The sequence below is a fragment of the Labedella endophytica genome (genome assembly GCF_003990045.1).
GTDB classification, from domain to species: domain Bacteria; phylum Actinomycetota; class Actinomycetes; order Actinomycetales; family Microbacteriaceae; genus Labedella; species Labedella endophytica.
In genome coordinates this window covers 1,229,724-1,255,987 of sequence record NZ_RZGZ01000002.1, presented here as the reverse complement: position 1 = coordinate 1,255,987, position 26,264 = coordinate 1,229,724, and the positions used below count along the sequence as shown (strand labels likewise).

22 protein-coding genes are annotated in these 26,264 nt (G+C 69.7%); 11 read left to right on the top strand and 11 right to left on the bottom strand.

Going from position 1 to position 26,264, the window contains the following annotated elements:
• Nucleotides 1-103: 103 nt before the first annotated feature.
• The 6 genes from ELQ94_RS09370 to ELQ94_RS09345 all read right to left on the bottom strand — a co-directional run bounded on the left by ELQ94_RS09370 (nucleotide 104) and on the right by ELQ94_RS09345 (nucleotide 7,492).
• Nucleotides 104-2,200, bottom strand: a complete 2,097-nt coding sequence (locus ELQ94_RS09370) for an ABC transporter ATP-binding protein (protein ID WP_127049436.1) — start codon at nucleotides 2,198-2,200, stop codon at nucleotides 104-106.
• A complete protein-coding gene (locus ELQ94_RS09365) occupies nucleotides 2,200-3,933 on the bottom strand; it encodes an ABC transporter ATP-binding protein (RefSeq protein WP_127049434.1) in 1,734 nt (577 codons plus the stop codon). Before ELQ94_RS09365 ends, ELQ94_RS09370 begins: the two co-directional genes overlap by 1 nt.
• Nucleotides 3,934-4,091: 158 nt before the next feature.
• The gene (locus ELQ94_RS09360; protein ID WP_127049432.1) at nucleotides 4,092-4,958 is read right to left on the bottom strand and encodes a GntR family transcriptional regulator; all 867 of its coding nucleotides are present in this window, start codon (nucleotides 4,956-4,958) and stop codon (nucleotides 4,092-4,094) included.
• A gap of 11 nt (nucleotides 4,959-4,969) precedes the next feature.
• Nucleotides 4,970-5,374, bottom strand: a complete 405-nt coding sequence (rbsD, locus tag ELQ94_RS09355; RefSeq protein WP_127049431.1) for a D-ribose pyranase — start codon at nucleotides 5,372-5,374, stop codon at nucleotides 4,970-4,972.
• Entirely contained in the window at nucleotides 5,371-6,360 is a 990-nt protein-coding gene (locus ELQ94_RS09350; RefSeq protein ID WP_127049429.1) for a ribokinase, read from the bottom strand. Before ELQ94_RS09350 ends, rbsD begins: the two co-directional genes overlap by 4 nt.
• Before the next feature lie 79 nt (nucleotides 6,361-6,439).
• A complete protein-coding gene (locus ELQ94_RS09345; protein WP_127049427.1) occupies nucleotides 6,440-7,492 on the bottom strand; it encodes a sugar-binding transcriptional regulator in 1,053 nt (350 codons plus the stop codon).
• A 70-nt stretch (nucleotides 7,493-7,562) separates the two neighbouring features.
• On the opposite strand from ELQ94_RS09345, the gene ELQ94_RS09340 reads away from it, so the two are divergent.
• Nucleotides 7,563-8,201, top strand: coding sequence for a transaldolase family protein (locus tag ELQ94_RS09340; RefSeq protein WP_166404706.1), 639 nt, complete (start codon nucleotides 7,563-7,565; stop codon nucleotides 8,199-8,201).
• Nucleotides 8,202-8,205: 4 nt separating this feature from the next.
• On the opposite strand, the gene ELQ94_RS09335 is transcribed toward ELQ94_RS09340, so the two are convergent.
• The 3 genes from ELQ94_RS09335 to ELQ94_RS17570 form a co-directional block, all read right to left on the bottom strand.
• Nucleotides 8,206-8,892: a FadR/GntR family transcriptional regulator gene (locus ELQ94_RS09335; protein WP_127049424.1), complete on the bottom strand. Its 687-nt coding sequence runs from the start codon at nucleotides 8,890-8,892 to the stop codon at nucleotides 8,206-8,208.
• Nucleotides 8,893-8,965: 73 nt separating this feature from the next.
• Nucleotides 8,966-10,306 (bottom strand): MFS transporter, encoded by a 1,341-nt coding sequence (locus ELQ94_RS09330; RefSeq protein ID WP_127049422.1) that lies wholly within the window; start codon nucleotides 10,304-10,306, stop codon nucleotides 8,966-8,968.
• Nucleotides 10,307-10,445: 139 nt separating this feature from the next.
• Nucleotides 10,446-11,267: a TM2 domain-containing protein gene (locus ELQ94_RS17570; protein ID WP_243696937.1), complete on the bottom strand. Its 822-nt coding sequence runs from the start codon at nucleotides 11,265-11,267 to the stop codon at nucleotides 10,446-10,448.
• A gap of 239 nt (nucleotides 11,268-11,506) precedes the next feature.
• Here ELQ94_RS17570 and dnaK point away from each other — a divergent pair, with 239 nt between their 5' ends.
• The 4 genes from dnaK to ELQ94_RS09305 are packed head-to-tail and all read left to right on the top strand — an operon-like array spanning nucleotide 11,507 to nucleotide 15,544.
• A complete protein-coding gene (dnaK, locus tag ELQ94_RS09320) occupies nucleotides 11,507-13,375 on the top strand; it encodes a molecular chaperone DnaK (RefSeq protein ID WP_127049418.1) in 1,869 nt (622 codons plus the stop codon).
• On the top strand, nucleotides 13,375-14,028 hold the full coding sequence (locus tag ELQ94_RS09315; RefSeq protein ID WP_127049416.1) for a nucleotide exchange factor GrpE: 654 nt from the start codon (nucleotides 13,375-13,377) through the stop codon (nucleotides 14,026-14,028). Before dnaK ends, ELQ94_RS09315 begins: the two co-directional genes overlap by 1 nt.
• A 14-nt stretch (nucleotides 14,029-14,042) precedes the next feature.
• The gene (locus ELQ94_RS09310; protein WP_127049414.1) at nucleotides 14,043-15,044 is read left to right on the top strand and encodes a DnaJ C-terminal domain-containing protein; all 1,002 of its coding nucleotides are present in this window, start codon (nucleotides 14,043-14,045) and stop codon (nucleotides 15,042-15,044) included.
• Nucleotides 15,045-15,103: 59 nt separating this feature from the next.
• Nucleotides 15,104-15,544 carry a heat shock protein transcriptional repressor HspR gene (locus ELQ94_RS09305; RefSeq protein ID WP_127049412.1) on the top strand — a complete coding sequence of 147 codons (441 nt, stop codon included), beginning with the start codon at nucleotides 15,104-15,106 and terminating at the stop codon, nucleotides 15,542-15,544.
• A 96-nt stretch (nucleotides 15,545-15,640) separates the two neighbouring features.
• On the opposite strand, the gene ELQ94_RS09300 is transcribed toward ELQ94_RS09305, so the two are convergent.
• The gene (locus tag ELQ94_RS09300; RefSeq protein WP_127049410.1) at nucleotides 15,641-16,993 is read right to left on the bottom strand and encodes a 6-phospho-beta-glucosidase; all 1,353 of its coding nucleotides are present in this window, start codon (nucleotides 16,991-16,993) and stop codon (nucleotides 15,641-15,643) included.
• Nucleotides 16,990-17,751, bottom strand: a complete 762-nt coding sequence (locus ELQ94_RS09295) for a DeoR/GlpR family DNA-binding transcription regulator (protein ID WP_243696977.1) — start codon at nucleotides 17,749-17,751, stop codon at nucleotides 16,990-16,992. Before ELQ94_RS09295 ends, ELQ94_RS09300 begins: the two co-directional genes overlap by 4 nt.
• Before the next feature lie 91 nt (nucleotides 17,752-17,842).
• Here ELQ94_RS09295 and ELQ94_RS09290 point away from each other — a divergent pair, with 91 nt between their 5' ends.
• The 6 genes from ELQ94_RS09290 (at nucleotide 17,843) to ELQ94_RS09265 (ending at nucleotide 26,189) form a co-directional block, all read left to right on the top strand.
• Nucleotides 17,843-18,979 (top strand): carbohydrate kinase family protein, encoded by a 1,137-nt coding sequence (locus ELQ94_RS09290; protein ID WP_243696936.1) that lies wholly within the window; start codon nucleotides 17,843-17,845, stop codon nucleotides 18,977-18,979.
• Nucleotides 18,972-20,327 carry an ABC transporter substrate-binding protein gene (locus ELQ94_RS09285; protein ID WP_127049404.1) on the top strand — a complete coding sequence of 452 codons (1,356 nt, stop codon included), beginning with the start codon at nucleotides 18,972-18,974 and terminating at the stop codon, nucleotides 20,325-20,327. Before ELQ94_RS09290 ends, ELQ94_RS09285 begins: the two co-directional genes overlap by 8 nt.
• The gene (locus ELQ94_RS09280) at nucleotides 20,320-21,219 is read left to right on the top strand and encodes a carbohydrate ABC transporter permease (RefSeq protein ID WP_127049402.1); all 900 of its coding nucleotides are present in this window, start codon (nucleotides 20,320-20,322) and stop codon (nucleotides 21,217-21,219) included. Before ELQ94_RS09285 ends, ELQ94_RS09280 begins: the two co-directional genes overlap by 8 nt.
• Nucleotides 21,216-22,034 carry a carbohydrate ABC transporter permease gene (locus ELQ94_RS09275; RefSeq protein WP_127049400.1) on the top strand — a complete coding sequence of 273 codons (819 nt, stop codon included), beginning with the start codon at nucleotides 21,216-21,218 and terminating at the stop codon, nucleotides 22,032-22,034. The genes ELQ94_RS09280 and ELQ94_RS09275 overlap by 4 nt, the downstream gene beginning before the upstream one ends.
• On the top strand, nucleotides 22,031-22,768 hold the full coding sequence (locus ELQ94_RS09270; RefSeq protein WP_243696935.1) for a glucosamine-6-phosphate deaminase: 738 nt from the start codon (nucleotides 22,031-22,033) through the stop codon (nucleotides 22,766-22,768). The genes ELQ94_RS09275 and ELQ94_RS09270 overlap by 4 nt, the downstream gene beginning before the upstream one ends.
• Nucleotides 22,769-22,901: 133 nt before the next feature.
• Nucleotides 22,902-26,189, top strand: coding sequence for a PIG-L family deacetylase (locus ELQ94_RS09265; RefSeq protein WP_127049398.1), 3,288 nt, complete (start codon nucleotides 22,902-22,904; stop codon nucleotides 26,187-26,189).
• The last annotated feature ends 75 nt before the right edge of the window (nucleotides 26,190-26,264 follow it).

Genomic DNA, 26,264 nt, shown 5'->3' with positions numbered 1-26,264 from the left:
ACACCCCGCACGTCATTCCCCGCAAATCCTTGACTCCAGGCGTGCACGTAGCTATGGCCGCGCTCGTCCGCTCGTCCGCTCGTCCGCACGTTGGCGAGCCGGGTCAGTCGATCGCGCGCTGCTCCCCTGGCGCACTCGGCGCCGTGTCGCCGCCGGCCCCGACCGTCGCGGCGTCGGATCCCGCATCGGCCTCGCCGCCGCGGAACTGCGTCATGTAGAGCGTGTAGTAGGCGCCCTGGCGTTCGAGGAGCTCCTCGTGGTTGCCCTGCTCCACGATGCTGCCGTTCTCCATGACGAGGATGGTGTCGGCGTCGCGGATGGTGGACAAGCGATGGGCGATGACGAACGAGGTGCGGTCGGAGCGCAGCGCCGCCATGGCGTGCTGCACGAGGAGTTCCGTGCGCGTGTCGACCGACGACGTCGCCTCGTCGAGGATCAGGAGCGACGGCTGGGCGATGAACGCCCGGGCGATCGTGATCAGCTGGCGCTCGCCCGCGGACACGGATCCGCCGTCCGCGTCGATCACCATGTCGTAGCCCTCGGGCAGGCGACGGACGAAGCGGTCGACCATCGTGGCCGTCGCGGCGTCGAGCACCTCCTCATCGGTGGCGTCGAGTCGCCCGTAGCGGATGTTCTCGCGGATGGTGCCCTCGAACAGCCAGGCGTCCTGCAGCACCATGCCCACCTGTGAGCGGAGGTCGGCGCGCGACAGCGTCGTGACGTCGGTGCCGTCCAGCAGGATGCGTCCGCCGTTCAGCTCGTAGAACCGCATGACGAGGTTCACGAGGGTGGTCTTGCCTGCCCCTGTCGGGCCGACGATCGCGACGGTCTGTCCGGGTTGCACGGAGAACGACAGGTCATCGATGAGCGGCGTGTCCGCGGCGTAGCCGAAGGACACACCCTGGAACTCGACGTGGCCGTCGGTGCGGCCGGGCAGCGTCGACGTGGGCTCGTCGGCGCTCTCCTCGTCCGCGTCGAGCAGCTCGAACGTGCGCTCCGCCGAGGCCACGCCCGACTGGAGCATGTTCGCCATGCCGGCGAGCTGGCTCACCGGCTGGGAGAACTCCCGCGAGTACTGGATGAACGCGGTCGCGTCTCCCAGGGTGATCTGGCCGGAGGCCACCCGGAGACCGCCGGCCACCGCGATGAGCACGTACGAGAGGTAGGACACGAACATCATCGAGGGCATGATCATGCCGGAGACGAACTGCGCTCCGAACGAGGCCCGGTAGAGCTTCTCGTTGCGGTCGTCGAACTCGGCGAGCATCTCACGGTCGCGGCCGAACACGCGCACGAGCTCGAGCCCGGAGAAGGACTCCTCGATGTGTCCGTTGAGCGACCCGGTGTTCTTCCACTGGGCCGCGAAGAGCTTCTGCGATCGCACACCGATGACCCCGGCGATGATCGCGGAGAGCGGCAGGGAGATCAGGGCGATGAGCGCGAGCTGCCACGAGACGATGAACATCATCGCCGCGATGCCGATGATCGTGAGCGCCGACTGGACGAGCTGCGAGAAGGCCTGCTGCAGGGCCGTCTGGATGTTGTCGACGTCGTTCGTGACGCGCGACATGATGTCGCCGCGCTGGCGGGTGTCGAAGTAGCTGAGGGGCAGTCGGTTGATCTTCGCCTCGATGTCCTGGCGGAGGCGGAAGACCACGCGCATCACGAGGGCGTTGAGCACGAAGCCCTGCGCCCACATGAGCGTGGAGGCGACCACGTAGAGCGCGAGCACGATGAGGATGAGTCGGCCGAGCGTCGTGAAGTCGATGCCGGAGCCTGGCACGATCTGCGCCTTCTCGAGGAGATCGGCATAGTCGTCGTTGCCGTCGGCGCGCGCCTGATCGACGACCACGGAGAGCGGCACTCCGGAGGGCAGTTGCGATCCGATGACGCCGTTGAAGATCACGTCCATGGCCTGCCCGAGCACCTTCGGGGCGATGACGGTGAGGACGACGGACACCGTGACGAGCGCCACGACGAGCCACATCTTCACCTTCTCGGGCACGAGGAGACCGAAGAGTCGCTTCGCCGACGGCCAGAACTGCTGCGCCTTGCGGGCGGGCATGTCGCCGAACATGTCGCCGTCACCACCCGAGGGCATGTATTCGTCCGCCTCCGCGCCCGTGGCGTCGGGGGTCGCGGGGGAGACGCCCGTGGTGTCGGCGGTGTCGACGTCGTCCTGCTTCTTCCGGCGTGCCATCAGGCCACCCCCTCCACGCTCAACTGCGATTGCACGATCTCGCGATAGGTGTCGTTCGTCTCCAGGAGCTCGTCGTGCGTACCGCGGCCGACGACGCGGCCGGCGTCGAGCACGATGATCTGGTCGGCCTCGCGGATCGTGGAGACGCGCTGGGCCACGATGATGACGGTCGCCCCGCCCGTGGCGTCGCCGAGGGAGGCGCGCAAGCGCGCGTCCGTCGCAACGTCGAGCGCCGAGAACGAGTCGTCGAAGAGGTAGACGCGCGGTTTCGCGACGAGAGCCCGCGCGATGCAGAGGCGCTGCCGCTGCCCGCCCGAGACGTTGGTGCCGCCCTGCGAGATGGGGGTGTCGAGGCCCTCGGGCTTCGCGGAGACGAAGTCGGCACCCTGTGCCACCCGCAGGGCGTCCCACAGCTCCGGGTCGCTCGCGTCGTCGCGGCCGAACCGGAGGTTGGTCGCGACGGTGCCGGAGAAGAGGTACGGCTTCTGGGGCACGAGCCCCACGACGGAGGCGATCTGATCCCGCGTCAACTCGGAGACGGGCGTCCCGTCGACGGACACCGTGCCGCTCTGCGGGTCCATGAGGCGGGGGATGAGGGACACGAGGGTCGACTTCCCCGCGCCCGTCGATCCGACGATCGCGGTGGTCTCACCGGGCTCGGCGGTGAACGAGACGTCGTCGAGCACGGGCCGCTCGGCCCCCGGGTAGCCGAAGCTCACGTGGGAGAACTCGACGCGGCCGGTCGTCGGAGTGGCGGCGCCGCCCACGGGCACCGTGAGGCCCGTGACCGTGCCGAGCACCTGCTGGATGCGCTCGGCGCAGACGACCGCGCGCGGGATCATCATGACCATGAAGACGCCCATCATCACGGCGGTGAGGATCTGGAGCAGGTACTGGAGGAAAGCGGTGAGCGATCCCACCTGCATCTCGCCGGCGTCCACGCGCTGGCCGCCGAACCACAGCACGGCGGCCGTCGCCAGGTGGAGCACCATCATGATCACCGGGAACATGAGCACGAAGACGTTGCCCACGCGGATCGACACGCGTGTGAGCCGCTCGTTCGCGAGGCGGTAGCGCTCGGATTCGTACGGCTCGCGCACGAAGGCGCGGATCACACGGATGCCGGTGATCTGCTCGCGCAGCACGCCGTTGATGCCGTCGATCCGGTCCTGCATGAGGCGGAAGAGGGGGAGGAGGATGCCGACGAGCACGCTCACGATGATGAAGAGGACGGGGACGGATACCCAGACGAGCCACGACAGCCCGGCGTCCTCCCGGAGGGCCATGATGATGCCGCCGATGCACATGATCGGCGCCGAGACCATGAAATTGAGCGTCATGAGCACGAGCATCTGCACCTGCTGCACGTCGTTCGTGCCGCGCGTGATGAGGGTGGCGGTGCCGAACGTGCCGATCTCGAGCCCGCTGAGCTCGTCGACCTTGCGGTACACGTCGCGCCGGATGTCGCGGCCGACCGACATCGCGGTACGCGCGCCGAAGTAGACGGCGGCGATCGCCGTGACCACTTGAGCGACGCACACCATGAGCATGGTCATGCCCGTGGACCAGATGAAGTCGGTGTCGCCCGTGGAGACGCCGCGATCGATGATCTGCGCGTTGAGGCTGGGGAGGTAGAGGGCTGCGATCGTGGAGAGCAGCTGCAGGATGAAGACGGCCACGACGAAGCGCGTGTAGGGCTTCGCGTAACGCAGGGACAGGGAGAGCAGTGCCACGGTGGGATCCGTTCGTTCGTGCCGCTGGCGGCACGGCCGAGCGTACTCCGGACCCCCGACTTCGCACATCCTCCCCTCGGCGGACCCCTCCCCTCTCTCCCCCCTGAAAACTTCCTATGTGCACGAAAATTCGGGCACATAGGAAGTTTTCAGGGGGGTCAGAGGAGGGTGTGGCGGAGTTCGGCCGTGCTCATGTCGGACGGCGACGCCCGCAGCTGGAACTCGAAGCGGCTGCGGTCGCCGCGGTGGTACGCGACGAACGCCTCGATCGGCCGGTCGTTCTCGTCGAAGCTCACGCTCCGCAGTACGAGCAGGGGCTGACCGACACCCGTGCGCAGGAGCGATCCCTGCTCGTCGTCGGCGATGGCCGCCTCGGCGGAGCGAACGCCCTCCACGGCACGGATGCCGTGCTCGGCCAGGAGCGCGTAGAGCGACCGGTCGCGGAGGTCGGCGTGGAGGGCGACCGCCCCGACGTCCTCGGGCAGCCACGTGGTGCTGAGGGACCAGGGCTCCCCGTCCACGAACCGCAGTCGTTCTATCACGACGACCGCCGATCCGACCGGTACGCGCAGCTGATCGGCGACCTCGACGGACGCGCGCTCACGCTCCTGTCGTCGGACCTCGCTGTGCACGTGCCCGCCCCGCGCGGCGACCTCCTCGTAGAGCCCGGCGAGGGTGTGGACGAGCGATTCGGGGGTCTTGGGATGCGCGATGAAGGTGCCCTTGCCCTTGACGCGCTCGATCACGCCCTGGTGCTCGAGCCGCGCGAGGGCCTGGCGCACGACGGTACGGGAGACGCCGAACTCCTCGCAGAGTCGGTGCTCGCCCGGGAGTAGATCGCCCGGGCCGAGACCGCGCTCGTCGATGGCCTCGACGATGCGCTGCGCGAGCTGCCGGTACATGGGGACGGGGGCCTCGCGGTCGATCGTCCCCGTGAGCACCGGACCGCGCCGACGCCGCGTCGCCCTGGCCGCGCGCTGGTCGGTCTCGGGCGGTCCGTCGCTCGTGGGCCGTGTCGTCGTCATCCGCGCCTCCCTCAATACGCGACACCGGCGGTGAGGATCACGTTCGCGTAGGGAGTGTACTCACCCGACCGGACGAACGCGCGCGCGCTGTGCGTGCGCTCCTTGAACTCGACGTGGGGGACGAACACGATGTCGACGCCGAGCGGCTCGAGGCGCTCCCGCAGGGCCGCGAGCATCTCGGGGCTCCGATCGCGGATCTCGCTCGAGACCGTCGCGCCCTCCACCACGAGCTCGGCGAGCACGGTGTCCAGCACATCGAGGAACGCCGGGGCGCCCGGCCGGTAGGCGAGGTCGACGCGCTCGCTGCCGACGGGGATGGGCAGACCCGCGTCGGTCACGACGATGCCGTCCGTGTGGCCCGTCTCCGAGATCACGCGCGAGAGCTGCGGGTTGATGGTCGTGTCGGTGCGCCTCATGCGTCGACCCTCGTCTCCGACTCGGCCGCGCGGGCGAGCAGGGCGTCCACATCGGCGCGGGAGGGCAGACTCGGCGAAGCGCCTCGGCGGGTCACGGCGATGGCTCCGGCCGCCGTCGCGACGCGCACCGCGTCCTCGAGTGCGTCGCCGGCGGCGAGGGCCGCCCCCAGGTAGCCGGCGAAGGCGTCGCCCGCCGCGGTCGTGTCCACGGGGGTCACGGGGATGGCGGGGAGGTGCGTCACGCCGCCCGCGGAGACGATCGTGACACCGTCGCCCGCGCGGGTGACGATCGCGTGGCTCACGCCGCGATCCAGGAACCACCGCCCGGCCGCGGTCGCGCTCTCGTCGTCCGTGACCGTGATCCCGGTGAGGATCGCCGCTTCCGTCTCGTTCGGCGTCACAATGTCGACGAGGTGCCAGATCGCGTCGTCGAGGGGCTGGGCCGGGGCCGGATCGAGGATCGTCGTGAGGCCGGCGTCGCGGGCCGCGGCGACCGTGTGATGGGTCAGCCGGAACGGGGTCTCGAGCTGGGTGAGGAGCACGGAGCACGATGCGGCGCGCTCGGCGAACGCTTCGTCGATGTGCGCTTCGTCGAGGGACGCGTTCGCGAGGGGCACCATCACGATGTCGTTCTCGCCGGAGGCGTCCACGCGGATATGGGCGATCCCCGTCGGTCCCTCGACGGACCGTACGAAGGTCGTGTCCACGCCGGCGTCCACGAGGCCGTCGGTCACGAGGTCGCGGAACAGGTCGTCGCCGACGCACGCCACCATGGACGCGCGCGCCCCGGCGAGCCCCACGGCCACGGCCTGGTTCGCGCCCTTGCCGCCGAGCACGAGGGTGAAATCGTCGCCGAGGATCGTCTCGCCGCGAGCGGGGAGGCGCCCGGAGAAGGTCGTGAGGTCGGCGGTGATGCTCCCGACGATCAGGACACCGGAACGGTCGTCGGGGGGAAGTGTCGCTTGCGCGTCTCCGGGCAGGGTCATCGGTGGCCTCTCGGTCGGCATCGGGACGGATCGCGTCTGCGAGGCGGGAGCGCCGACGCTGACTGAACCTGTCATTACATTAGCGGGCGCCGGGGGAGTCGGCCTCGCCGATCGCGAGCACGCGAGCCGCCGTGGCGGCGTCGGTCACGAGCACGTCGACGAGGCCGCTCCGGAGGCACGCGGCCACGGCGGCCGCCTTGTCGATGCCCGAGGCGACGGCGACGACGTTCCGCACGGCTCCGAGGGCCGTCGCGTCGATCCCGATCATCCGGTCGGGCAACGCCGAACGCACCGCCCGTCCGTCCCCGCCGAGCACGATGCCGCACACGTCGGCGACCGCACCCTCACGAACGAGCGCCCGCCGTTCCTCCCCGGTCACCGCCTCGACGAGGGACGACGACGGGGGAGACCACGAGCCGATGCCGACGAGCGCCGTCGTGACGTCGCCGAAGCGGGCGATCGTCTCGGCCACGCTCGGATCCCGGCGCAGGAGGGCGGCCGTCCGCGCCGATTCGAGCAGGAGCGGACCGTCGAGCGGAACGGCCTCCGCGCCGAGTCTCCCGGCGAGCGCCTGCACGATGTCGCGCCCGCTGCGCGACGGCCTCGTGGGCGAGCGGGATCCGAGGGGCGTCGGGCGCACGCCCCCTACGAGCTGCACGACGGCAGCGGCCCGTGCTCCCTCGATCGCGTCGACGACCGCGCCCACCCCGGCGCCCCAGGAGACCCCGACGGTCTCGTCCGCGCGGAGGGTCTCCGCGAGGAAACGGGCGGCGGCCACTCCGACCACGGGGAGGAGCGTCGCGCCGTCCATCGCGGTCTCACCGTCCGGGGTGGTGCCCCGCACGACGATCGCGCGCCGCATCCCGAACCGGGCGACGAGCCGGTCGGACAGGGGGAGATCGACGTCGGCGGGCACGTCGACCGTGATGTGGACGAGGCCGGCGGCGTGCGCGAGGTCGAGAAGCCTGGCCACCTTGAAGCGCGAGACGCCGAGCTCGGTCGCGATCTCGCTCTTCTGGCGCCGGTCGAGGTAATAGCGGCGCGCAACGACCGCCGCCTCGAGGAGGCTGGCCCCGGGGGCCCGCTCGATCCCGTCCGCCATCGCGTCTCCGTTCGCTCGTATGAGCGTCATCGTGCCATGCGAGCACCGTGCTGTCACGCTGGTCCGATCCGGACGACCATCGACCCGACCTGGAGGTCCCGTGAAGATCTACGCAGACAGCGCCCGCCTCGACGTGGTGCTCCCCCTCCTCGAGCGCGGGCTCCTCGCCGGGGTCACGACCAATCCCACGATCCTGCATCGCGACGGCTTCGCCTCGGCCGATCGGGCGATGCTCCACACGCGCTTCGCCGAGGCGGGAGCGCAGGAGATCTTCCTGCAGGCGGTGGGATCCGACGAGGCGTCGATGCGGGCGGACGCCGAGGCGCTCGCCGCCCTCGGCCCGGACGTCGTCGTGAAGGTCCCGGCCACGTCCGTCGGCTTCCCGGTCGGTGCGGCGCTCGCCGCGCAGGGGACGCCGGTCCTCGTCACCGCCGTCTACAGCGTGGGGCAAGCGGCGGTCGCGGCCTCGATCGGCGCCGCCTACATCGCGCCATACCTCGGTCGGCTGGCGGACTCCGTGCCCGATCCGCTCGACCTCGTCGGCCGCATGGATGCGGCCCTCGACGGGAGCGGCACCCGCACGCTGCTCGCGAGCGTCCGGAGCGTCGAGGCCGCCGAGCGCGCCGTGACCGCCGGCATCCGTCACCTCACCGCCGACGTGCCGGTGATCGTCGGGCTCATGAGCCACGACGTGTCGGACGCGTCGGCGGCGGAATTCGAGCGGGTCGCCGCGCTCTGACCGTTCAGGGCGCGGTGGGTTCGGTCCACTCCCGCAGCCAGGTCTCGACGCCCGATACGTGTACGAGGGTGAGGGCGCGCGCGAGCTCGACGTCGCCGCGATCGAGGGCCGCGACGATGCCGCGATGCTCCGAGAGCGTGCGCTCGACGGCGTTGTCCTGGGTGAGTCCGCGCCAGATGCGGGCGCGCACCGTCGAGCTCGACAGGCTGTCGATGAGGCTCGCGAGGTAGCGGTTGCCCGCGGCGTCGGCGATCGTGCGGTGGAAGTCGAGGTCGTGGTCGACGAGCCCCTCGACGCTCGTCGTACCGTCGACGGAATCGATGGTCACCGTGAGGGCGGCGATGAGCTCGGGTGTCGCGCGGGCCGCTGCACGAGCGGAGGCCTCGGGTTCGAGGATGCGACGCACGGCGAAGAGCTCGAGCACCGAGTCGTCGTCGTGCAGATCCACGACGAAGGAGATCGCCTCGAGCAGCAGGCGCGGCTCGAGGCTCGTCACGTAGGTGCCGTCGCCGCGGCGCACGTCGAGCACGCGGATCACCTCGAGGGCCTTCACGGCCTCGCGCATGGAGCTGCGCGACAGCCCGAGCCTCTCGGCGAGTTCCTTCTCGGGAGGGAGGCGATCGCCCGGGCCGAGGTCGCCGCGGGTGATCATCTCCTTGATCTTGAGGATCGCCTCGTCGGTGACAGCCATGCCCCGATGCTACTCACCCGTCACCGATTGAAAACGGAGATGGTGCGCGTCTCGACGCGCACCATCTCCGTTCTCATGCACGGGGGAGCGGGGTGCGGGCGGGACGGACGAGAAGAAGCAGCACCAGGCCGACGGCGAGGACCGAGACGATGCCGAGGATGCCCCAGTACTGGGCGCCGCCGATCGTCACGAAGACGCCGAAGGCGAGCGGCGCGAGGAACGACACGGCGCGACCTGTCGTGGCGTAGAGGCCGAAGATCTCGCCCTCCTCACCGGCCGGGATGATGCGGGCGAGGAAGCTCCGCGACGCGGACTGGGCCGGGCCGACGAAGAGGCAGAGGATGAGCCCGAACAGCCAGAAGACGCTCTGACCCCCGCCGTTGAAGACGAAGACCGCGACCCCGGCGACGATGAGGCCGACGAGGGCCGTGATGATCACCGGGCGGGCGCCCAGTCGGTCGTCGAGCAGACCGACGGTGATCGTCGAGATGCCGGCCACCACGTTCGCCGCGATCGCGAAGATGATGACCTCTGCGGGCGAGAAGCCGAAGGATCCTGCCGCGAGGACCCCGCCGAACGTGAAGACGCCCGCGAGTCCGTCGCGATAGACCGCGCTCGCTGCGAGGAAGCCGAGGAGCGGGCGGTCGGTCCGCCACAAGCGTGCGATGCTCGCGCCGAGGCGTCGGTAGGAGGCGAGGAAGCCCACGCGATCGCGCCGCGCGCCCCGCCCGGCGTACTCCGGCACGGCGAAGAACACGGGGAGGGCGAAGAGTCCGAACCACACGGCCGAGACGAGCATGGTCACCCGCACGTCCATGCCGTCCTCGCCGGTCACGCCGAAGAGGCCGACCTCGGGCGAGATGAAGCCGAAGTACACGATGAGCAGGAGCACGATGCCGCCGAGGTACCCCATCCCCCAGCCGAAGCCGGACACCCGGCCGATGGTGCGCGGGGTCGAGACCTGCCTGAGCATCGCGTTGTAGTTGACGCCGGCGAATTCGAAGAAGATGTTGCCGGCTCCGAGCAGCAGGAGTCCGAGGGGGAGGAGGGAGGCCTCCGGGGCCACGAAGAAGAGGAGGGTCGTGGCGAGCACGACGAGACCGGTGTTGACGCCGAGCCAGAACTTCCGTCGACCCGAGGTGTCCGAGCGCTGCCCCGTGACGGGCGCGAGCACGGCGATGATGAGGCCGGCCCCACTCAGCGTCCAGGCGAGCCACTGGGAGACGAGGGTCTCGCCGCCGAAGCCGTCGGCCGTCGTGAGGTAGACCGTGAAGACGAAGGTCGTGACGACGGCGTTGAACGACGCCGAGCCCCAGTCCCAGAGTCCCCACGCGATGACGCGACGGGTGTTGGTGCGATCGGGGGACTCCACCAGCGGCTGTGCCGGGGCGGAGGGCTGGGGGCTGCCGCTCATGCGCACAGCGTAACCCTCCCCGGCATCCCCCCGGTTAACCCCGAAAGGGCTACTCCCGAGCGAGGGCGCCAGGTGTAGCTGGCGCCCTCGAGCCGGGAGAGTAGCCCTCGAAGGAACGAACGGGTCCGACGGGTCGGGATCAGCCGTCGCGGAGCGGGCGTCCCGTCGCGTCGTTCTGGAAGCTCGGCGACTTGACGAGGATCAGGATTCCCTCGACGAGGCCCCAGATGGCGGGGACGAACGACAGGAACCCGAGCGACAGCACCGTGAGGCAGACCATGAGGATGCCGAGACCCGTGTACCCGAGGTAGAAGCGGTGCACGCCGAAGGCTCCGAGCAGGATTCCGAGGATTCCGGCCACGACGCGGCTCTTCGCCTGCGGGTCGATGTTGGGGTTGTAGCCGCCCGGAGTCTGTCCGTATCCGGGGCCGCCCGGGTAGCCCGGCTGCGCGGGGTATCCGTTCGGGTCGTTTTGCGGGGCCTGCTGGTACCCGCCCTGCTGGTATCCGCCCTGCTGGTACCCGCCCTGCGAGGAGGCGCCCTGGTCGTAGCCGGTCTGCGGCGATGACGGATATCCGCCCTGGTCGGGAGCCGGCTGCTGCGGAGCCTGCGACGAGGAGCCCTGGTCGTAGGCGGGTGGCGGCGGAGCCTGCTGGTAGCCGTTCGGGTCGTAGGCCGGGGGCTGCGGTGCCGAATCAGTCGAGGCTGACGTGTCGGAGCCCTGGTCGTAGACGGGCGGAGCCTGCCGGTACCCGTTCGGGTCGTAGGCCGGAGGCGACGCGGGAGCCTCGTATGCGGGGGCCTCGGAGGGTGAGGCGTCGGAGGACGGAGCAGCGTCGGAGGACGGAGCGGCGTCGTGGGACGGCGCGTCGTACTGCGGAGCCTGCTGGTCGGCCGATTCGTCGTTCGGAGGGACGGGGGAGCCCTGCGGGGGCACGGGAGGCTGATTGTTGTCGGACATGGCCCACATCCTACCGACGCGAGGTTTCACGGCACAGAGGAATGAGGATCAGGAGTTGAGTCACTCCCACTCAACTTTCAGCCTGCCGACTTGACGCCGAGATCAGTCGCGCTAAACTTGAGCCATCGGCGCTCAACTCTCCACGTCATGTGAAGGGGAGGCGTTGCAAGCGAACTTCGGGTCGACCTCACGGGTCGGCACCGGTACGGGCTACGAGCCCTGAGAAGGAGAATCACACCATGGCACGAGCAGTAGGTATCGACCTCGGAACCACCAACTCGGTGGTCAGCGTCCTCGAGGGTGGCGAGCCCACCGTCATCGCGAACGCGGAGGGTCTGCGCACCACCCCGTCGGTCGTCGCATTCACGAAGGACGGGGAGGTGCTCGTCGGCGAGACCGCGAAGCGCCAGGCCGTCACCAACGTCGACCGCACCATCGCGTCGGTCAAGCGCCACATGGGCACCAACTGGACCTTCGGCGTGGACGACAAGAAGTACACCCCCCAGGAGGTGTCCGCCCGCATCCTCGCGAAGCTCAAGCGCGACGCCGAGCAGTACCTCGGCGACACCGTGACGGACGCCGTCATCACCGTGCCCGCATACTTCAACGACGCCGAGCGCCAGGCCACGAAGGAGGCCGGCGAGATCGCGGGCCTCAACGTGCTCCGCATCATCAACGAGCCCACGGCGGCCGCCCTCGCGTACGGCCTCGACCGGGGCAAGGAGGACGAGCTCATCCTCGTCTTCGACCTCGGCGGTGGAACCTTCGACGTCTCCCTCCTCGAGGTGGGCAAGGACGACGACTTCTCGACCATCCAGGTCCGCTCCACGGCCGGTGACAACCGCCTCGGCGGCGACGACTGGGACCAGCGGATCGTCGACTGGCTCGCGACGCGCTTCAAGGAGTCGACGGGTGTCGACGTCTCGAACGACAAGATCGCCAAGCAGCGCCTCAAGGAGGCCGCCGAGCAGGCCAAGAAGGAGCTGAGCTCGCAGACGTCGACCAACATCACGCTGCCGTACCTCTCCCTCACGGACTCCGGCCCCGCGAACCTCGACGAGACGCTCAGCCGCGCCAAGTTCGAGGACCTCACGAAGGACCTGCTCGAGCGCACCAAGAAGCCGTTCCAGGACGTCATCCGCGAGGCCGGCATCAAGGTGGGCGACATCGCCCACGTCGTGCTCGTCGGTGGATCCACGCGTATGCCGGCCGTCTCCGAGCTCGTGAAGCAGGAGACCGGCGGTCAGGAGCCCAACAAGAGCGTCAACCCGGACGAGGTGGTCGCCGTCGGCGCCGCCCTCCAGGCCGGCGTCCTCAAGGGTGAGCGCAAGGACGTCCTCCTCATCGACGTGACCCCCCTCGCCCTCGGTATCGAGACGAAGGGCGGCATCATGACGAAGCTCATCGAGCGCAACACCGCCATCCCCACGAAGCGCTCCGAGACCTTCACGACGGCCGACGACAACCAGCCGTCCGTCGCGATCCAGGTCTTCCAGGGCGAGCGCGAGTTCACGCGTGACAACAAGAACCTCGGCACCTTCGAGCTCACCGGCATCGCGCCGGCGCCCCGCGGGATCCCGCAGGTCGAGGTCACCTTCGACATCGACGCGAACGGCATCGTGCACGTGTCCGCGAAGGACAAGGGCACCGGCAAGGAGCAGTCGATGACGATCACGGGCGGCTCGGCCCTCTCCAAGGAGGACATCGAGCGCATGGTCCGTGAGGGTGAGGAGCACGCGGCGGAGGACAAGCAGCGTCGTGAGCAGGCCGAGGTCCGCAACAACGCCGAGCAGCTCGCCTACAGCACCGACAAGCTCATCAAGGACAACGAGGACAAGCTCCCCGAGGACGTCAAGTCCGAGGTCCAGGCCGACGTCGACGCGCTCAAGTCGGCGCTCGCCGGAGACGACGAGGACGCCGTGAAGACGGCGTTCGAGAAGCTCTCCACGAGCCAGACGAAGCTCGGCGAGGCCATCTACGCCCAGTCCCAGCAGGAGCAGGCCGCTCCTGCCGAGGGCGCCGAGCAGCCCGCGGACTCGTCGAACGACGAGGACGTCGTGGACGCCGAAGTGGTCGATGACGAAGACGACAAGGACGCCAAGAAGTAATGACCGAGAACCGGAACCCCCAGGAGCCCGAGGACATCCGTCCGGAGGATCAGGGCGACGGTCTCTCCGCCGGCGAGGGGCCGGAGGCGACTGCCTCCGGCCCCGCGCCGCAGGACGGAGAGGCCGACGCGACATCGACCGAGCAGGCAGCGGACGACGAGGAGCTCACGGTCCAGGACATCCTGGATGCGGCCGAGGCGGAAGGCGTGGACGCGCCCGACGGCGTCGATGCCGAGCCCGAGTCCGAGCACCTCGTGGACCTCAAGCGGGTCACGGCGGAGTACGCCAACTACCGCAAGCGCACCGAGGCAAATCGGGAGGCGGAGAAGGAGCGCACCACGGGTGACGTGGTGAAGCTGCTGCTGCCGGTCCTCGACGACCTCGATCGTGCCGAGAAGCACGGTGACCTCGCCGGCGACGCGCCCTTCGCGCAGATCGCCACGAAGCTCCGGTCGTCGGTGGAGCGTCTCGGCCTGCGCTCCTTCGCCGAGAAGGGCGAGGCGTTCGACCCGAACATCCACGAGGCGATCTTCCAGCAGCCGAGTCCCGACGCGACGGCCGAGACCATCCTCGACGTCGTCGAGACGGGATACTTCGTCGGAGGCACCCTGCTGCGCGCGGCGAAAGTCGTCGTGCAGGTGCCCGCTAGCTGAACGAGGACGGACAGATGGCGAGTCAGGATTGGTTCGACAAGGACTTCTACAAGGTCCTGGGAGTGTCGAAGGACGTCTCGGCTGCCGACCTCAAGAAGACGTACCGCAAGCTGGCGCGGAAGTTCCACCCGGATTCCAATCCGGGTGACGCGGCCGCCGAGGCCCGCTTCAAGGAGATCAGCGAGGCGTACACGGTGTTGAACGACGCCGAGCAGCGCAAGGAGTACGACCAGATGCGGGCCATGGGGTCCGGAGCGCGTTTCACGGCTCCGGGCTCCGGCGGCGCGGGCAACGGCGGCTTCGAGGACGTCTTCGGCGGGATGTTCGGCGGCGGTGCCCGCGGGCAGCAGACGAGCTACCAGCAGTCCGGTTTCGAGGACCTGCTCGGAGGCATGTTCGGCGGCGGCGGTCGCTCGGCGGGCTTCGGCACGCCGAGCGGCGGCTACCGGGGCTTCGGCGGTCCGACGAAGGGTCGCGACGTCACGGCGACAACCACGGTCGACTTCATCACCGCGACGCAGGGCGACACGGTGAGTCTGCAGACGTCGGAGGGTCGCACCATCAAGGTGAAGATCCCCGCCGGCGTCTCGGACGGTCAGAAGATCCGCTTGCGCGGCAAGGGTCAGTCCTCGCCCGACGGCGGCGAGGCCGGCGACATCGTGCTCACGGTGACGGTGCGCAAGCACCCGGTCTTCGAGCGCGACGGGCTGAATCTCCGCGTCGCGGTGCCGGTGACCTTCGTGGAGGCCACACTCGGCGCGACCATCGAGGTGCCGACGCTCGGTGGGGAGCCCGTCAAGCTCCGCGTCGCGCCCGGTACCCCGTCCGGTCGCGTGCTCCGGGTGAAGGGTAAGGGGGTCCAGGCGCCGAAGGGCACCGGCGACCTCCTCGCCGTCGTCCAGGTCGCGGTCCCGTCCCACCTCAGTTCGGAGGCCCTCGAGGCCCTCGAACGGTTCGCCGAGGTGGGGCCGCACGAGAATCCGCGCGTCGATCTGATCGAGCGCGCACGGGGCTGACGCCCCGGCACTGCACACGAGACGGCCGCGCGGCGGCCGCGAAGGGATGGTGAGGTCCGATGGATGAGGACACTCCCGTCTTCGCGATCGCCGTCGCGGCCGAGCTCGCAGGCATGCACCCGCAGACCCTGCGGCAGTACGACCGCATCGGGCTCGTGAGCCCCACCCGCACGGCGGGGAAGTCGCGCCGCTACTCGATGCGCGACGTCGTCCAGCTGCGCGAGGTCGCGCGGCTCAGCTCCGAGGGTGTCAGCCTCGAGGGGATCTCGCGCATCCTCGCGCTCGAGAACCAGGTGAGCGACCTGTCGAAGCGTGTGCGCGATCTCGAGCACACCCTCGCCGACCAGATGCTCCGCGCGTCGGGTCGGCTCGTCTTCGCGGCGGGTTCGCAAGGCGACGTCGTACCGCTGCGTCATGGCGCCCGCGCCCAGCGACGCACGGAGGTCGTCGTGTGGCGACCTCTCTCGCAGCGCGCCGCGGACGACGACGGCAACGACTGACGCCCCCGGTCGCTGAGCCTGTCGAAGCGTCCCCAGCTCTGTGGAAGGGGAACGTCCCTTCGACGAGCTCAGGGACCGGGATCCTGACCGGCTCGCTCAGCGACCGTCGAGCAAGCGACCGATCGAGTCGAAGCGCTCGCCGTAGTGCTGCACGAGTGTCTTCGCGACGCCCACGGAGTCGACGAGCGGATGTGCGGCGAACGCGCGCCACGCGAGTTCGCGCGACCCGGTCCGCGTCGCCTCGATCACGAGCCGTTCGGCCGACTTCACCTGCGTCATGAGGCCGAGCATCTCGCCCGTCACGTCCGCGATCGGCCACGGGTGAACGCCGTCCGCGTCGACCGTGCAGCCCACCTCGATGACGGCGTCGTCCGGCAGCGCGGGCACGAGTCCGGCGTTCGCGACGTTGAGGATCATCGTCGAGCGCCGCCCGGTCGCGATCGCGGCCATGAGGTCGAGCGCCACCTGCTGGTAGCCGCCCCCGTCGACGTCGGACGCCTGACGTTCGCCCTCTTCGCCTTCCGGCCGGCTCTCCGCCATGTAGCTCGACTCCCGCTCGTGGCGCGTCCGCAGCCACGAGGCGAGCGGATCGGGCCCGGGGGCGTCGAAGAAGCCCCGCTGCTGCGCGTCGAGGAACTCGCCCCGCGTCTCGTCGGTCGCGGAGATACGCTCCACCGCCTCGCGACCGAAGTAGTAGTAGTACAGGTACTCGTTCGGCAGGGCGCCGATCGCGCGCACCCAGTCGAAGCCCATGAGGCGGGCTTCCTCGATGTCGACGAGCGCCTCGTCGGAGGCGAGGAGCGCGGGCAGCACGTCGACGCCGTCGATGGCGAGCGACCGCAGCCAGCCGAGGTGGTTGAGGCCCACGTAATCGAACGACACCGTCCCCTCGCCCGGAACGGCGAGGGGTGCGGACGCCGCCGCGGCACGGCGCATGAGCCCGATGGGGGTGTCGCAGATGCCCACGACGCGGTCGCCGAGCACGGCGCGCATCGCCTCGGTGACGATCCCGGCGGGGTTGGTGAAGTTGATGACCCACGCGTCGGGCGCGACGGTCTTGATGCGCTCGGCGAGCCGCGTCATGAACGGCACGGTGCGCAGGGCGTAGGCGAGCCCACCGGGACCGACGGTCTCCTGGCCGAGCACACCCAGGTCGAGAGCCGTGCGCTCATCGATGATGCGCCCCTCCGTCCCGCCGATGCGCACGGCGCTGAACACGAAGTCGGCACCCGTCAGGGCCTCGTCGAGGTCGTCGGTCGTCGTGATGCGGGGGTGGCGGGCCGTCGTCTCCGCGAGCTGATCGATCACGGCACCGATCGTTCCGAGCCGCGCCGTCGAGGTGTCGTAGAGGCAGAGCTCGTCGATCACGACGGGGGCGCCTGCGGCGGCGACGGCCTCGAAGACCTGGGGCACGCGGAAGCCGCCGCCTCCGATGATCGTGAGCTTCATGCGGCGAGCACCTCCACGCCGGCGGTACGGAGGACGTCGAGCGTCGCGGCGTCCGCGTCGGCGTTCGTGATGACGGTGTCGAGACGATCGGGGCCGCACACGTTGAGCAACCCGACGCCCGGGAACTTGGAGGAGTCGGCGAGGACGACGGTGCGGTTGGACGATTCGATCATCGCCTTCTTCACGGGGACCTCCATACCGGTGGTATCGAGCACCGTCCCGTCCGGGCGGATGCCGCTCGTACCGAGGAAGCAGATGGATGCTCGGATCTGCGCGAGGGCCTGCTCGGTGAGCACGCCGACCATCGAGTTGTAGTTCTTGCGCACGGCCCCGCCGAGCACGATGAGTTCGACGTCGTCGTCGTCCCTCAACTGGTCGATGACCGCGAGGCTCGACGTCGCCACGGTGATGTGCCGACCGCGCAAGTGCCGGGCGAGGAGCGCGGTCGTGGTGCCGATGTCGATCAGGACGACGTCTCCGTCGGACACGAGATCGACCGCGCGGAGGGCGACGCTCTCCTTCTCCGCACTACGCACGCGCTGGATCTCGTCGAACGGGACCCGGTCCTGCTCGACGCTGCCACCACCCCGCACGCGACGGAGCAGTCCGTCCGCGCTCAGCGAGTTGAGATCGCGGCGGATCGTCGATGCCGACACGCCGAAGCGGCCCGCGAGGAGTTCGACGGAGACCTCGCCGTCCGTGCGCAGGGAATCCAGGATCTTCGCCTGGCGCGTCGCTGTGAGCATGGCGCCGAGCATATCAGTCACTTTCGAGCATGATTTGACGCACCTCCGATCATTAACCATGATGATCACTCATACGGTTCCACTCGATGTCGAAGGATTCCCCATGAATGCGAGCACCGCAGGCCCCGAGGTCGACGTCGTGCTCGCGGGGTCACTGTTCTTCGACATGGTGCTCACAGGATTGAGCTCGCCCCCGTCTCCCGGCACCGAGGTGTACGCGGACGGGATGGGATCGAGCCCCGGCGGAATCGCGAACCTCGCCGTCGCCGCGAGCCGACTCGGTCTTCGGACGGCCCTCGCCTCGACCTTCGGGGACGACGCCTATGGACGCTGGTGCTGGAAGGTGCTCGAGGAGCACGAGGGCATCGACCTCCGCCGCTCACGCTCCCTCGAGGACTGGCACACCGCCGTGACCGTCTCGATCGCCGAGCACGGTGACCGCAGCATGATCACGCACGGCCACGACAGCCCGATCTCGGCGGACGAGCTCCTCGCGGAACCCCTGTCGGCAGGCGCGGCCTTCGCCGAGCTGAGCGGCATGGCGTCGCAAGGGCCCCGTGAAGAGTGGTGGCGTGTGGCCGCCGCGTCGGGCACGCGGGTGTTCGCCGACGTCGGGTGGGATGCGACGGGCGTGTGGGACACCGCCACTCTCGATCCGCTGAGCTCCTGCTACGCCTTCACGCCCAACATGGTCGAGGCGATGGCGTACACCCGGACGGATTCACCGCTCGCGGCCGCCCGCTCGCTCTCCGCCCGAGTGCCCCTCGTCGTCGTCACGTGCGGTGAGGACGGCGCGATCGCGATCGATTCCTCCACCGGGGAAGAGGCGCGCGTGCCGCGCGTCCCGGTCACCCTCCTCGACGCCACGGGAGCCGGCGACGTCTTCGCCGCATCGTTCGTGCTCGGCACGCTCCGGGAATGGCCGCTCGCCCAGCGATTGTCCTTCTCCGCGCTGTGCTCGGCGCTCGCCGTCCAGCAGTTCGGCGGCTCGCTCGCCTCGCCCGGCTGGGGCGATATCGCCGACTGGTGGTCGAGGAACCGTGCCGACGGCGATCGAGAGCTCTCGTCCCGCTACCGTTTCCTGGACGACGTCCTCCCCTCGGACCCGGCCGCCGTCGTGCGGCGAGCCGACGCGACGTTCCACTGGCCGGACGACGTCGTCGTCGAGCCGATCGGCCGCGACACCCAGACCCCCTCAGCACCACCCACCCGCTCGGAAGGGAACCACAGCCATGAATAAACGATCTCGGACCCTGTTGTCGGGAGCCGGCGCCGGCCTGCTCGTCCTCTCCCTCGCGGCCTGCGCGCCCGGCGCGGGCGGTTCGTCCTCGGGCGACGAGGAGACCGGCGACATCTCGACCGACATCAGCGGCGTCGAGGACATGACGCTCACGGTGTGGGACCAGGAGGTGCGCGGCGGGCAGAACGAGCAGATGGAGCAGCTCAACGCCGCCTTCGAGGAGAAGTACCCGAACATCACGATCGAGCGGAACTCGCAGTCGTTCGAGGACCTCGGCACCACCCTGCGGCTCGCGCTCACCGACACCGACGCCCCCGACGTCGTGCAGGCCAACAACGGCCGCAACTCGATGGGCGCGTTCGTCGAGGCCGGTCAGTTGCGCCCGCTCGACGACTACGCGGACGAGTACGGCTGGTTCGACCGCTACTCGGAGAACGTCCTGCAGTACTCGACCTACAGCGAGGACGCGACGACGTTCGGCGACGGCGAGCTCTACGGTCTCCCGCAGGTCGGCGAGGTCGTCGGCGTCTACTACTCGAAGAGCAAGCTCGAGGCTCTCGGCCTCGAGGTGCCCGAGACCTGGTCCGACTTCACCTCGGCCGTCGAGGCCGCATCCGAGGACGAGCCGGCCCTGCAGCTCGGCAATATCGACCAGTGGCCGGCCGGCCACGTCTTCGGACCCATCCAGGGCCAGTTCGTGGACGCCGCCGACATCACATCGCTCGGTCTCGGCAACCCGGGCGCCTCCTGGACCACGCCGGAGAACGTCGAGGCGGCGAACGAGCTGCAGAGCTGGGTCGACGCCGGCTACTTCAACGAGGGTGTGAACGGTACGGACTACGACGCGGCCTGGCAGGCCTTCGGTGCCGGCGCCGGCACCTTCCTGATGGCCGGATCCTGGGTCGCCCCCGACCTCGAGGACGCCATGGGCGACGACGTCGGATTCTTCGCCCCCACGCGGGACGACGGCTCGATCGCGACCACGGGCGGCACGGGCCTGCCCTTCACGATCACCTCGGCGGCGGAGAACAACGACGTCGCGGCGGCCTACATCGACTTCATCACGAGTGACGACGCCATGGACGTGCTCGCCGAGACGGGCAACCTCCCGGTCAACCGCACGGCCGAACTCGCGCCGGAGAGCGGCGTGCTCGCGGACATCTACACGGTCTTCGGCGAGGTGACGGAATCGGGAGACCTGCTCCCGTACCTCGACTACGCGACCCCGACCTTCGGGGACACCCTCGGGCAGAGCCTGCAGGACCTCATCGACGGTCGCGTCGACGCCGAGGCGTTCTCCGAGCAGCTCGAGGCCGACTACGCGGGATTCGCCTCCGGCGATGAGTAGCGGCATCGCGCCCGGCCGGAGGGCCACGCGGCTCTCCGGCCGGGCGTGGGTGCCGTACGCGTACCTCGCCCCGGCGCTCCTCGTCTACGGCGTGTTCCTGCTGTTCCCCATCGCGCGCGCCGCGCAGTTCTCGTTCTTCGACTGGGACGGCATCGGGGAGTCGACGTTCGTCGGCCTCGACAACTACGTCAGGGTCTTCCAGGACGGTCAGCTGCTCGAGGCGTTCGGCCACGCGTTCGTCCTCATCTTCTTCTTCTCGATCCTCCCGCTCGCGATCGGCCTGCTCGTCGCGGCCGTCCTCAACCGCTCCACGGTGAAGGGACTCGGCTTCTTCCGCACGGTCCTCTTCCTGCCGCAGGTGATCGCGATGGTCGTCGTCGCGGTGGCGTGGCGGCAGATCTACGCCCCCGACGGTGTGCTGAACGGCACGCTCCGCGCCCTCGGGCTCGGGAACCTCACCCGGCCGTGGCTCGGGGACTACACCTTCACTCTCCCCGCCGTCGGCCTCGTCGGCACGTGGGTCGCCACGGGGCTCGTGATCGTGCTCATGCTCGCCGGGATGGGGCGGATCCCCCGGGAGCAGTACGAGGCTGCACGACTCGACGGCGCCAACTCCGTGCGCGAGTTCTTCGCCGTCACGCTGCCGGCCGTTCGCGGTGAGATCACCGTTGCCCTCACGCTCACGATCATCGCCGCGCTCAAGACCTTCGACCTCGTCTACGTCACCACGCGGGGCGGGCCTGGTACCTCGACCACGGTGCCGAGCTACGAGATCTACCGCCGGGCCTTCGAGATCGGCGACGTCGGCCTCGCGGCGGCGGTCGGCATCGTCCTCACCATCGTGGTCCTCCTCATCACGACCGTCATCAACCGCATCGGAGACCGATCGTGAAGGTGTCCGCGCTCGAGCGCGCCACGAACTACATCGTGCTCGTCTTCTTCGCCCTCGTCGTGCTCGGGCCGATCGGCGTCATCGTGTCGCTCGCGTTCGGCCCGCAGAGCGCCTCGGTGGCGAGAGAGGGCGGCGGGCTCCACTGGGAGAACTTCGCCGACGCCTGGGTGATCGGTCGCTTCTCGGAGTACATGACCTCGTCCGTGATCGTCGCCCTGATCGTCGTCGTCATCGCCGTGACGTGTTCCATCCTGGCCGGTTACGCCTTCGGCATCATGCGGTTTCGAGGTTCCGGGATCCTCTTCGCCCTCTTCCTCCTCGGCATCATGGTGCCGACCGAGGCGTTCATCGTGCCCCTCTACTTCGACATGCGTTCCGTCGGGTTGACGAATACGGTGTGGGGGGTCGCGCTGCCGCAGGCCGCGATGTCGATCGCCTTCGGCACCTATTGGATGCGCGCGTACTTCCGCTCGTCGAGCCTCGCGATCATCGAGGCCGCCCGGCTCGACGGTGCCGGATCCTTCCGCATCCTGTGTCAGATCCTCGTACCGATGGGGCGACCGGCGATCCTCACGCTCGTCCTGCTCACCTTCATGTGGACGTGGAACGAGTTCCTCATCCCGCTCGTCATGTCGCCGAGCGGAGCAGTGCGCACGGCACCGCTCGGGCTCGCCTTCTTCCAGGGCCAGTACACGCAGGGGACCGCGCTGCTCGCGGCGGGGGCCGTGCTCGTCGCCCTCCCAGTGGTGATCGTCTACGTCTTCCTGCAGAGGCACTTCATCTCGGGCATGATCGAGGGCGCGGTGCGCGAGTGATCGACGTGCGGGTGCTGCCGGACCGCGAGGCCGTGGGTGTCGCGGCCGCCGACCTCATCGATGCCGCCGTGATCGATCGCAGCGAACGCGTCCTGGGCCTCGCGACGGGGTCGTCGCCCGGGCCCGCCTACGCCGAACTGATCCGTCGACACGGGCAGGACCCGGCGAGCCCGTATCGCTCGAGCCATGCCTTCCTCCTCGACGAGTACGTGGGACTGCCGCCGGACCACCCCGAGCGGTACGCCCGGGTCATCAGGCGCGAATTCACCGAGGCGATGGGCATCGACGCCGGCATGGTTCATGGCCCCGATCCGGACGCCCCCGACCTCGAGCGGGCATGCCGGGCCTATGACGCGGCGATCACCGCGTCCGGCGGTGTCGGCGTCCAGATCCTCGGCATCGGCACGGACGGTCACATCGCGTTCAACGCCCCGGGTACCCCGTTCTCCGAGGGGACCCACGTGGCGCGGCTCTCGAGCTCGACGCGACGGGACAACGCCCGATTCTTCGACGGAGATCCGGAACGCGTCCCGGCCTCGGCCGTGTCCCAGGGCATCGCGACGATCCTCCGCGCCCGGGCGCTCGTCGTCGTCGCCATGGGTGAGGCGAAGGCCGAGATCGTCGCGCGCCTGCTCTCGTCGGATCCGACGGAGGAGCTGCCCGCCTCGGCACTCCATCTCCATTCCGACGTCACCCTCGTGCTCGACCGCTCTGCAGCGCGACGAGTTTCCTGACTGCGTGCTCATGCGCATTAATGATTAAAAACGCGCGCTAGTGCTTGTCGGTGCGCGACTTGGTGAGTAACCTGGCGCCACGCCCCCGCCGCAGTGTCGCGCCGGACGGCTTCGACATCCTTTCGGAGGCGCAATGAAACGCACACACGCCGGACTGCTGGCGTCACTCATCGTCGCGGCGGGTCTCCTCGCCCCGCAGGCTGCTCTCGCCGCCCCCGACCCCGTCCTCACCGTCGGTGATGCATCGGTGGCCACCGAGACCGATCGCGAGAAGATCGACGTCATGGGCATCTGGGCCCACCCGGACGACGACGCCGGTTTCACGACCCCGTGCGGTGTGTGGAGCGACCTCTACGGGATCCGCTGCGGCATCATCATGGCGACCAGGGGCGAGGGCGGCTCGAACTCCGTCGGACCCGAGTCCGGACCGGACCTCGGGCTCCGCCGCGAGAACGAGGACCGCACGTCCCACATCAGGTCTGGCACCGTCGACATCTTCAACCTCGACCGGGTCGATTTCTACTACAACACCTCCGCTCCGCTGACCGCCCAGGTCTGGGACGCCGAGGAGACCCTCCGGCGCACCGTCCGCATCCTGCGCGAGACCCAGCCGGAGATCCTCGTCGGTGGAACGCCGTCGCTCGCGGCGGGCCACGGCAACCACCAGTACGCCCAGGGCCGCATGGTGTGGGAGGCGGCCGCCGCGGCCGCCGATCCGACGCGCTTCCCCGAGCAGCTCTCGGGCGTCGGTGCCGTCGAACCGTGGCAGGTCAAGAAGATCCTGGCCGGCGGGCTGACGACGGGAGAGGGTGGTCTCGCCGCCCCGCGGTGCATGGACGGGTTCGTCCCCGCGGCCGACAACCCCTTCACCGTCGTCGGCACCTGGACGGGATTCGAGTCGCCCTACACGTGGGCGGCTGGCAACACGGCGGGACAACCCGCGGGTGCCGCCAAGACGTGGGCGCAGGTCGGACGTGAGGGCGGCAGGGCCCACCCGACGCAGGCGCGTGTCATGCAGAAGACGCCGTGGGACGCGACGTGCCAGAGGTACGGCGTATCCGAGTCGCTCGTCCCGATGCAGCCGAACGGATCCGAGGGGGCAGCCGACGACGAGGCGGTCTTCTACGGTGCGACCATCGCGGATCCGGGGGGAATGCCGCTCGGATCGCTGTTCTATCTGGAAGCCGAGGACTACTTCGGTGCAGCCGGCGAGCCCTTCGCGGTGACCGTGACGGCCCGATCGGGCGCCGGCACCCTGCCGGCGGGCCAGCTCTCCCTCGACGTACCAGAGGGGTGGCAGGTGTCCGCCCCGGTCGAGACGGGAGGGATCGACACGGCGGGAGCGAGTGTGGACTTCACCGTGACGCCGTCGGCCGACGCGACGGCCGCACGGTACCGGATCGCCGCTCGATTCGCGGGCGGCGACGTCACCGCGTACAACGACACGCGTGTCCAGCTCGTCTCCCCCATCGACGGTCGCTTCGTCCGCACGGGCACCGCCGCCGAGTACGACGCGTGGACCGACGAGACCGGCGCCTACGTCGCCGGACTCTCCGTCCCCACCGGTGAGATCGGCGCGGGCGAGTCGATGACCACCTCGGTCGACGTGACCAACCGTTCGAGCGGTCCGGCGTCGGGGACCGTGGAACTCGCGATCCCCGCGGGCTTCGCCGTCGATGCGGCATCGAAGCCCTTCGTCGATCTGCCCGCGGGCGAGACAGGCCGTGTCGACTTCGTCCTCACGCACGAGGACCCGACGGCCGCAGGGGGCTCGATCGAGCAGATCACCGCGACCACCGAATCCTCGGCCGGCGACTCGACCGAATCGATGAGCCTCTACCTCGTCCCGTCCGTCTCGATCCCCGAGCTCGTCGCCGCTCCCGACGTCGATGGCGTCGACGCGGGTTACGGAGACGCGCAGCTCGACCTGTCCGCGGTCTGGGAGGGTGCGGCGTGCGAGCCGGCGGGCGTGGACTGCGGTGACGGGAGCTACGCGAAGGTCGGCTGGTCAGGGGACTCCCTCTTCGCCTACCTCCGCGTGTCCGATGACATCGCTGGAGCCGCGGCCACGCCGGAGCGCTGCTTCGGGCACTGGCTCACCGACTCCGTCGAGCTGCTGATCGATCCGCGCGGCGACTCGATCGACACGTCGCCCACCTTCAAGCTCGGCGTCTTCCCGTTCACGGACGACCCCGCCGGAGCGAACGGCAACGGCGAGGACGGACCGTGCTGGTCGCGGGACGCCGACAACCACCAGGGCTTCTCCACCGGTCCTCTCGCCGAGACGATCGAAGCCGCTCCCAACGCGCCGGGCGTCCAGGTGGCCGTGGCCGTGGATCGCGACTCCGCCGGGGCGTACGTCGGAGGAGGGTACGCGGTCGAGATCGAGATCCCGCTCGCGGATCTGCCCGCCGCGGTCGGTCCCACGAGCACGGCGCCGTCCGGCTCCGCCGAGGTGAACGACGTCGACCCCGCGTACATGGGGCTGAACCTCACTCCGTACGATTCCGACACGCAGGACTTCATCGGTGAGACGCGGACGGCCTGGTCGGCGTTCGGGTCGCAGCAGTCCGAACCGTCCCGGTGGGGTCACGCCTACCTCGAGGGGTATGAGCCGCCGGCCGATCGGGCGACCGAGGCGCCGGACGCGATCATCCCGGACACCGCGCTCAGGGGAGTCGAATCTCCGCAGACGATCTACCAGTCGGCGGTGAGGGGCGGGACCATCTCCGGGGTGCAGCCGAGTGACGCCCTCACGGTGGGCGACGTGACGATCGCCGACGGCACCGTCTCGATCGACGTCGAGTCGACCGAGGCCGGGTCGGTGTCCGCGTTCCTCTGGAATGGCGACGCCCGGTTCACGCCGGTCTGGACGTCGAGCTGTCCTGACGACGAGTACGGCTTCGATGCCTGTTCCGAGAGCGACGGCGCCGCCCCGCCCTGGGGGGACAGCCTGGGAGGGCGGCTCCTCGGATCGGTGGATGTGCCCGTGGCGGTCGGCGCGTCGACCGTGAGTGTCGACCTGTCCGATGAGGCGTTCGCCCGCCTCTCCGAGGACAGCTCGCTGATGCTGTCCTTCGCGGAGGCCGGTAGCGACGAGTCAACGGCGCTCGCCGCCGGCACGGGGGAGGGCGACGGTGTGAACGCCTGGTACTTCCCGATCGTCCTGGCGGATGCCGAGGAGCCCGAACCGAGTCCCGGGCCGTCCCAACCGGGAGACGGAGACGACGGGGCGTCCCCGCAGCCTCCCGGAGACGGCGCGCCCGGCGGCGGAACAGGGGATGACGGGGCTGCCGACGGCGACGACGATCCGCTCGCGATCACGGGCACGGAGGTCGCCGGGATCGTCGGTGTGGCGCTCGTCCTGCTGGCGATAGGAGCGGTTGCGTTCGTGTTGTCTCGACGGAAGCGGCGCGGCTGACGGTCCGGTCCGGCTCGTGACGATGGCCCCTCCTTCTGGAGGGGCCATCGTCACGTCACGATCTCACGGGGTGTG

Bases quoted from the DNA above. Each gene is read 5' to 3' on its own strand.
- ELQ94_RS09295 (WP_243696977.1), bottom strand. From the start codon at position 17,751: ATGCTCGGCGCCATGCTCACAGCGACGCGCCAGGCGAAGATCCTGGAT.
- ELQ94_RS09345 (WP_127049427.1), bottom strand. From the start codon at position 7,492: ATGACGCTCATACGAGCGAACGGAGACGCGATGGCGGACGGGATCGAG.
- ELQ94_RS09335 (WP_127049424.1), bottom strand. From the start codon at position 8,892: ATGGCTGTCACCGACGAGGCGATCCTCAAGATCAAGGAGATGATCACC.
- ELQ94_RS09280 (WP_127049402.1), top strand. From the start codon at position 20,320: ATGAGTAGCGGCATCGCGCCCGGCCGGAGGGCCACGCGGCTCTCCGGC.
- ELQ94_RS09265 (WP_127049398.1), top strand. From the start codon at position 22,902: ATGAAACGCACACACGCCGGACTGCTGGCGTCACTCATCGTCGCGGCG.
- ELQ94_RS09330 (WP_127049422.1), bottom strand. From the start codon at position 10,306: ATGAGCGGCAGCCCCCAGCCCTCCGCCCCGGCACAGCCGCTGGTGGAG.
- ELQ94_RS09350 (WP_127049429.1), bottom strand. From the start codon at position 6,360: ATGACCCTGCCCGGAGACGCGCAAGCGACACTTCCCCCCGACGACCGT.
- ELQ94_RS09300 (WP_127049410.1), bottom strand. From the start codon at position 16,993: ATGAAGCTCACGATCATCGGAGGCGGCGGCTTCCGCGTGCCCCAGGTC.
- ELQ94_RS09360 (WP_127049432.1), bottom strand. From the start codon at position 4,958: ATGACGACGACACGGCCCACGAGCGACGGACCGCCCGAGACCGACCAG.
- dnaK (WP_127049418.1), top strand. From the start codon at position 11,507: ATGGCACGAGCAGTAGGTATCGACCTCGGAACCACCAACTCGGTGGTC.
- ELQ94_RS09305 (WP_127049412.1), top strand. From the start codon at position 15,104: ATGGATGAGGACACTCCCGTCTTCGCGATCGCCGTCGCGGCCGAGCTC.
- ELQ94_RS09285 (WP_127049404.1), top strand. From the start codon at position 18,972: ATGAATAAACGATCTCGGACCCTGTTGTCGGGAGCCGGCGCCGGCCTG.
- ELQ94_RS09290 (WP_243696936.1), top strand. From the start codon at position 17,843: ATGAATGCGAGCACCGCAGGCCCCGAGGTCGACGTCGTGCTCGCGGGG.
- rbsD (WP_127049431.1), bottom strand. From the start codon at position 5,374: ATGAGGCGCACCGACACGACCATCAACCCGCAGCTCTCGCGCGTGATC.
- ELQ94_RS09310 (WP_127049414.1), top strand. From the start codon at position 14,043: ATGGCGAGTCAGGATTGGTTCGACAAGGACTTCTACAAGGTCCTGGGA.
- ELQ94_RS09370 (WP_127049436.1), bottom strand. From the start codon at position 2,200: ATGGCACGCCGGAAGAAGCAGGACGACGTCGACACCGCCGACACCACG.
- ELQ94_RS17570 (WP_243696937.1), bottom strand. From the start codon at position 11,267: ATGTCCGACAACAATCAGCCTCCCGTGCCCCCGCAGGGCTCCCCCGTC.
- ELQ94_RS09315 (WP_127049416.1), top strand. From the start codon at position 13,375: ATGACCGAGAACCGGAACCCCCAGGAGCCCGAGGACATCCGTCCGGAG.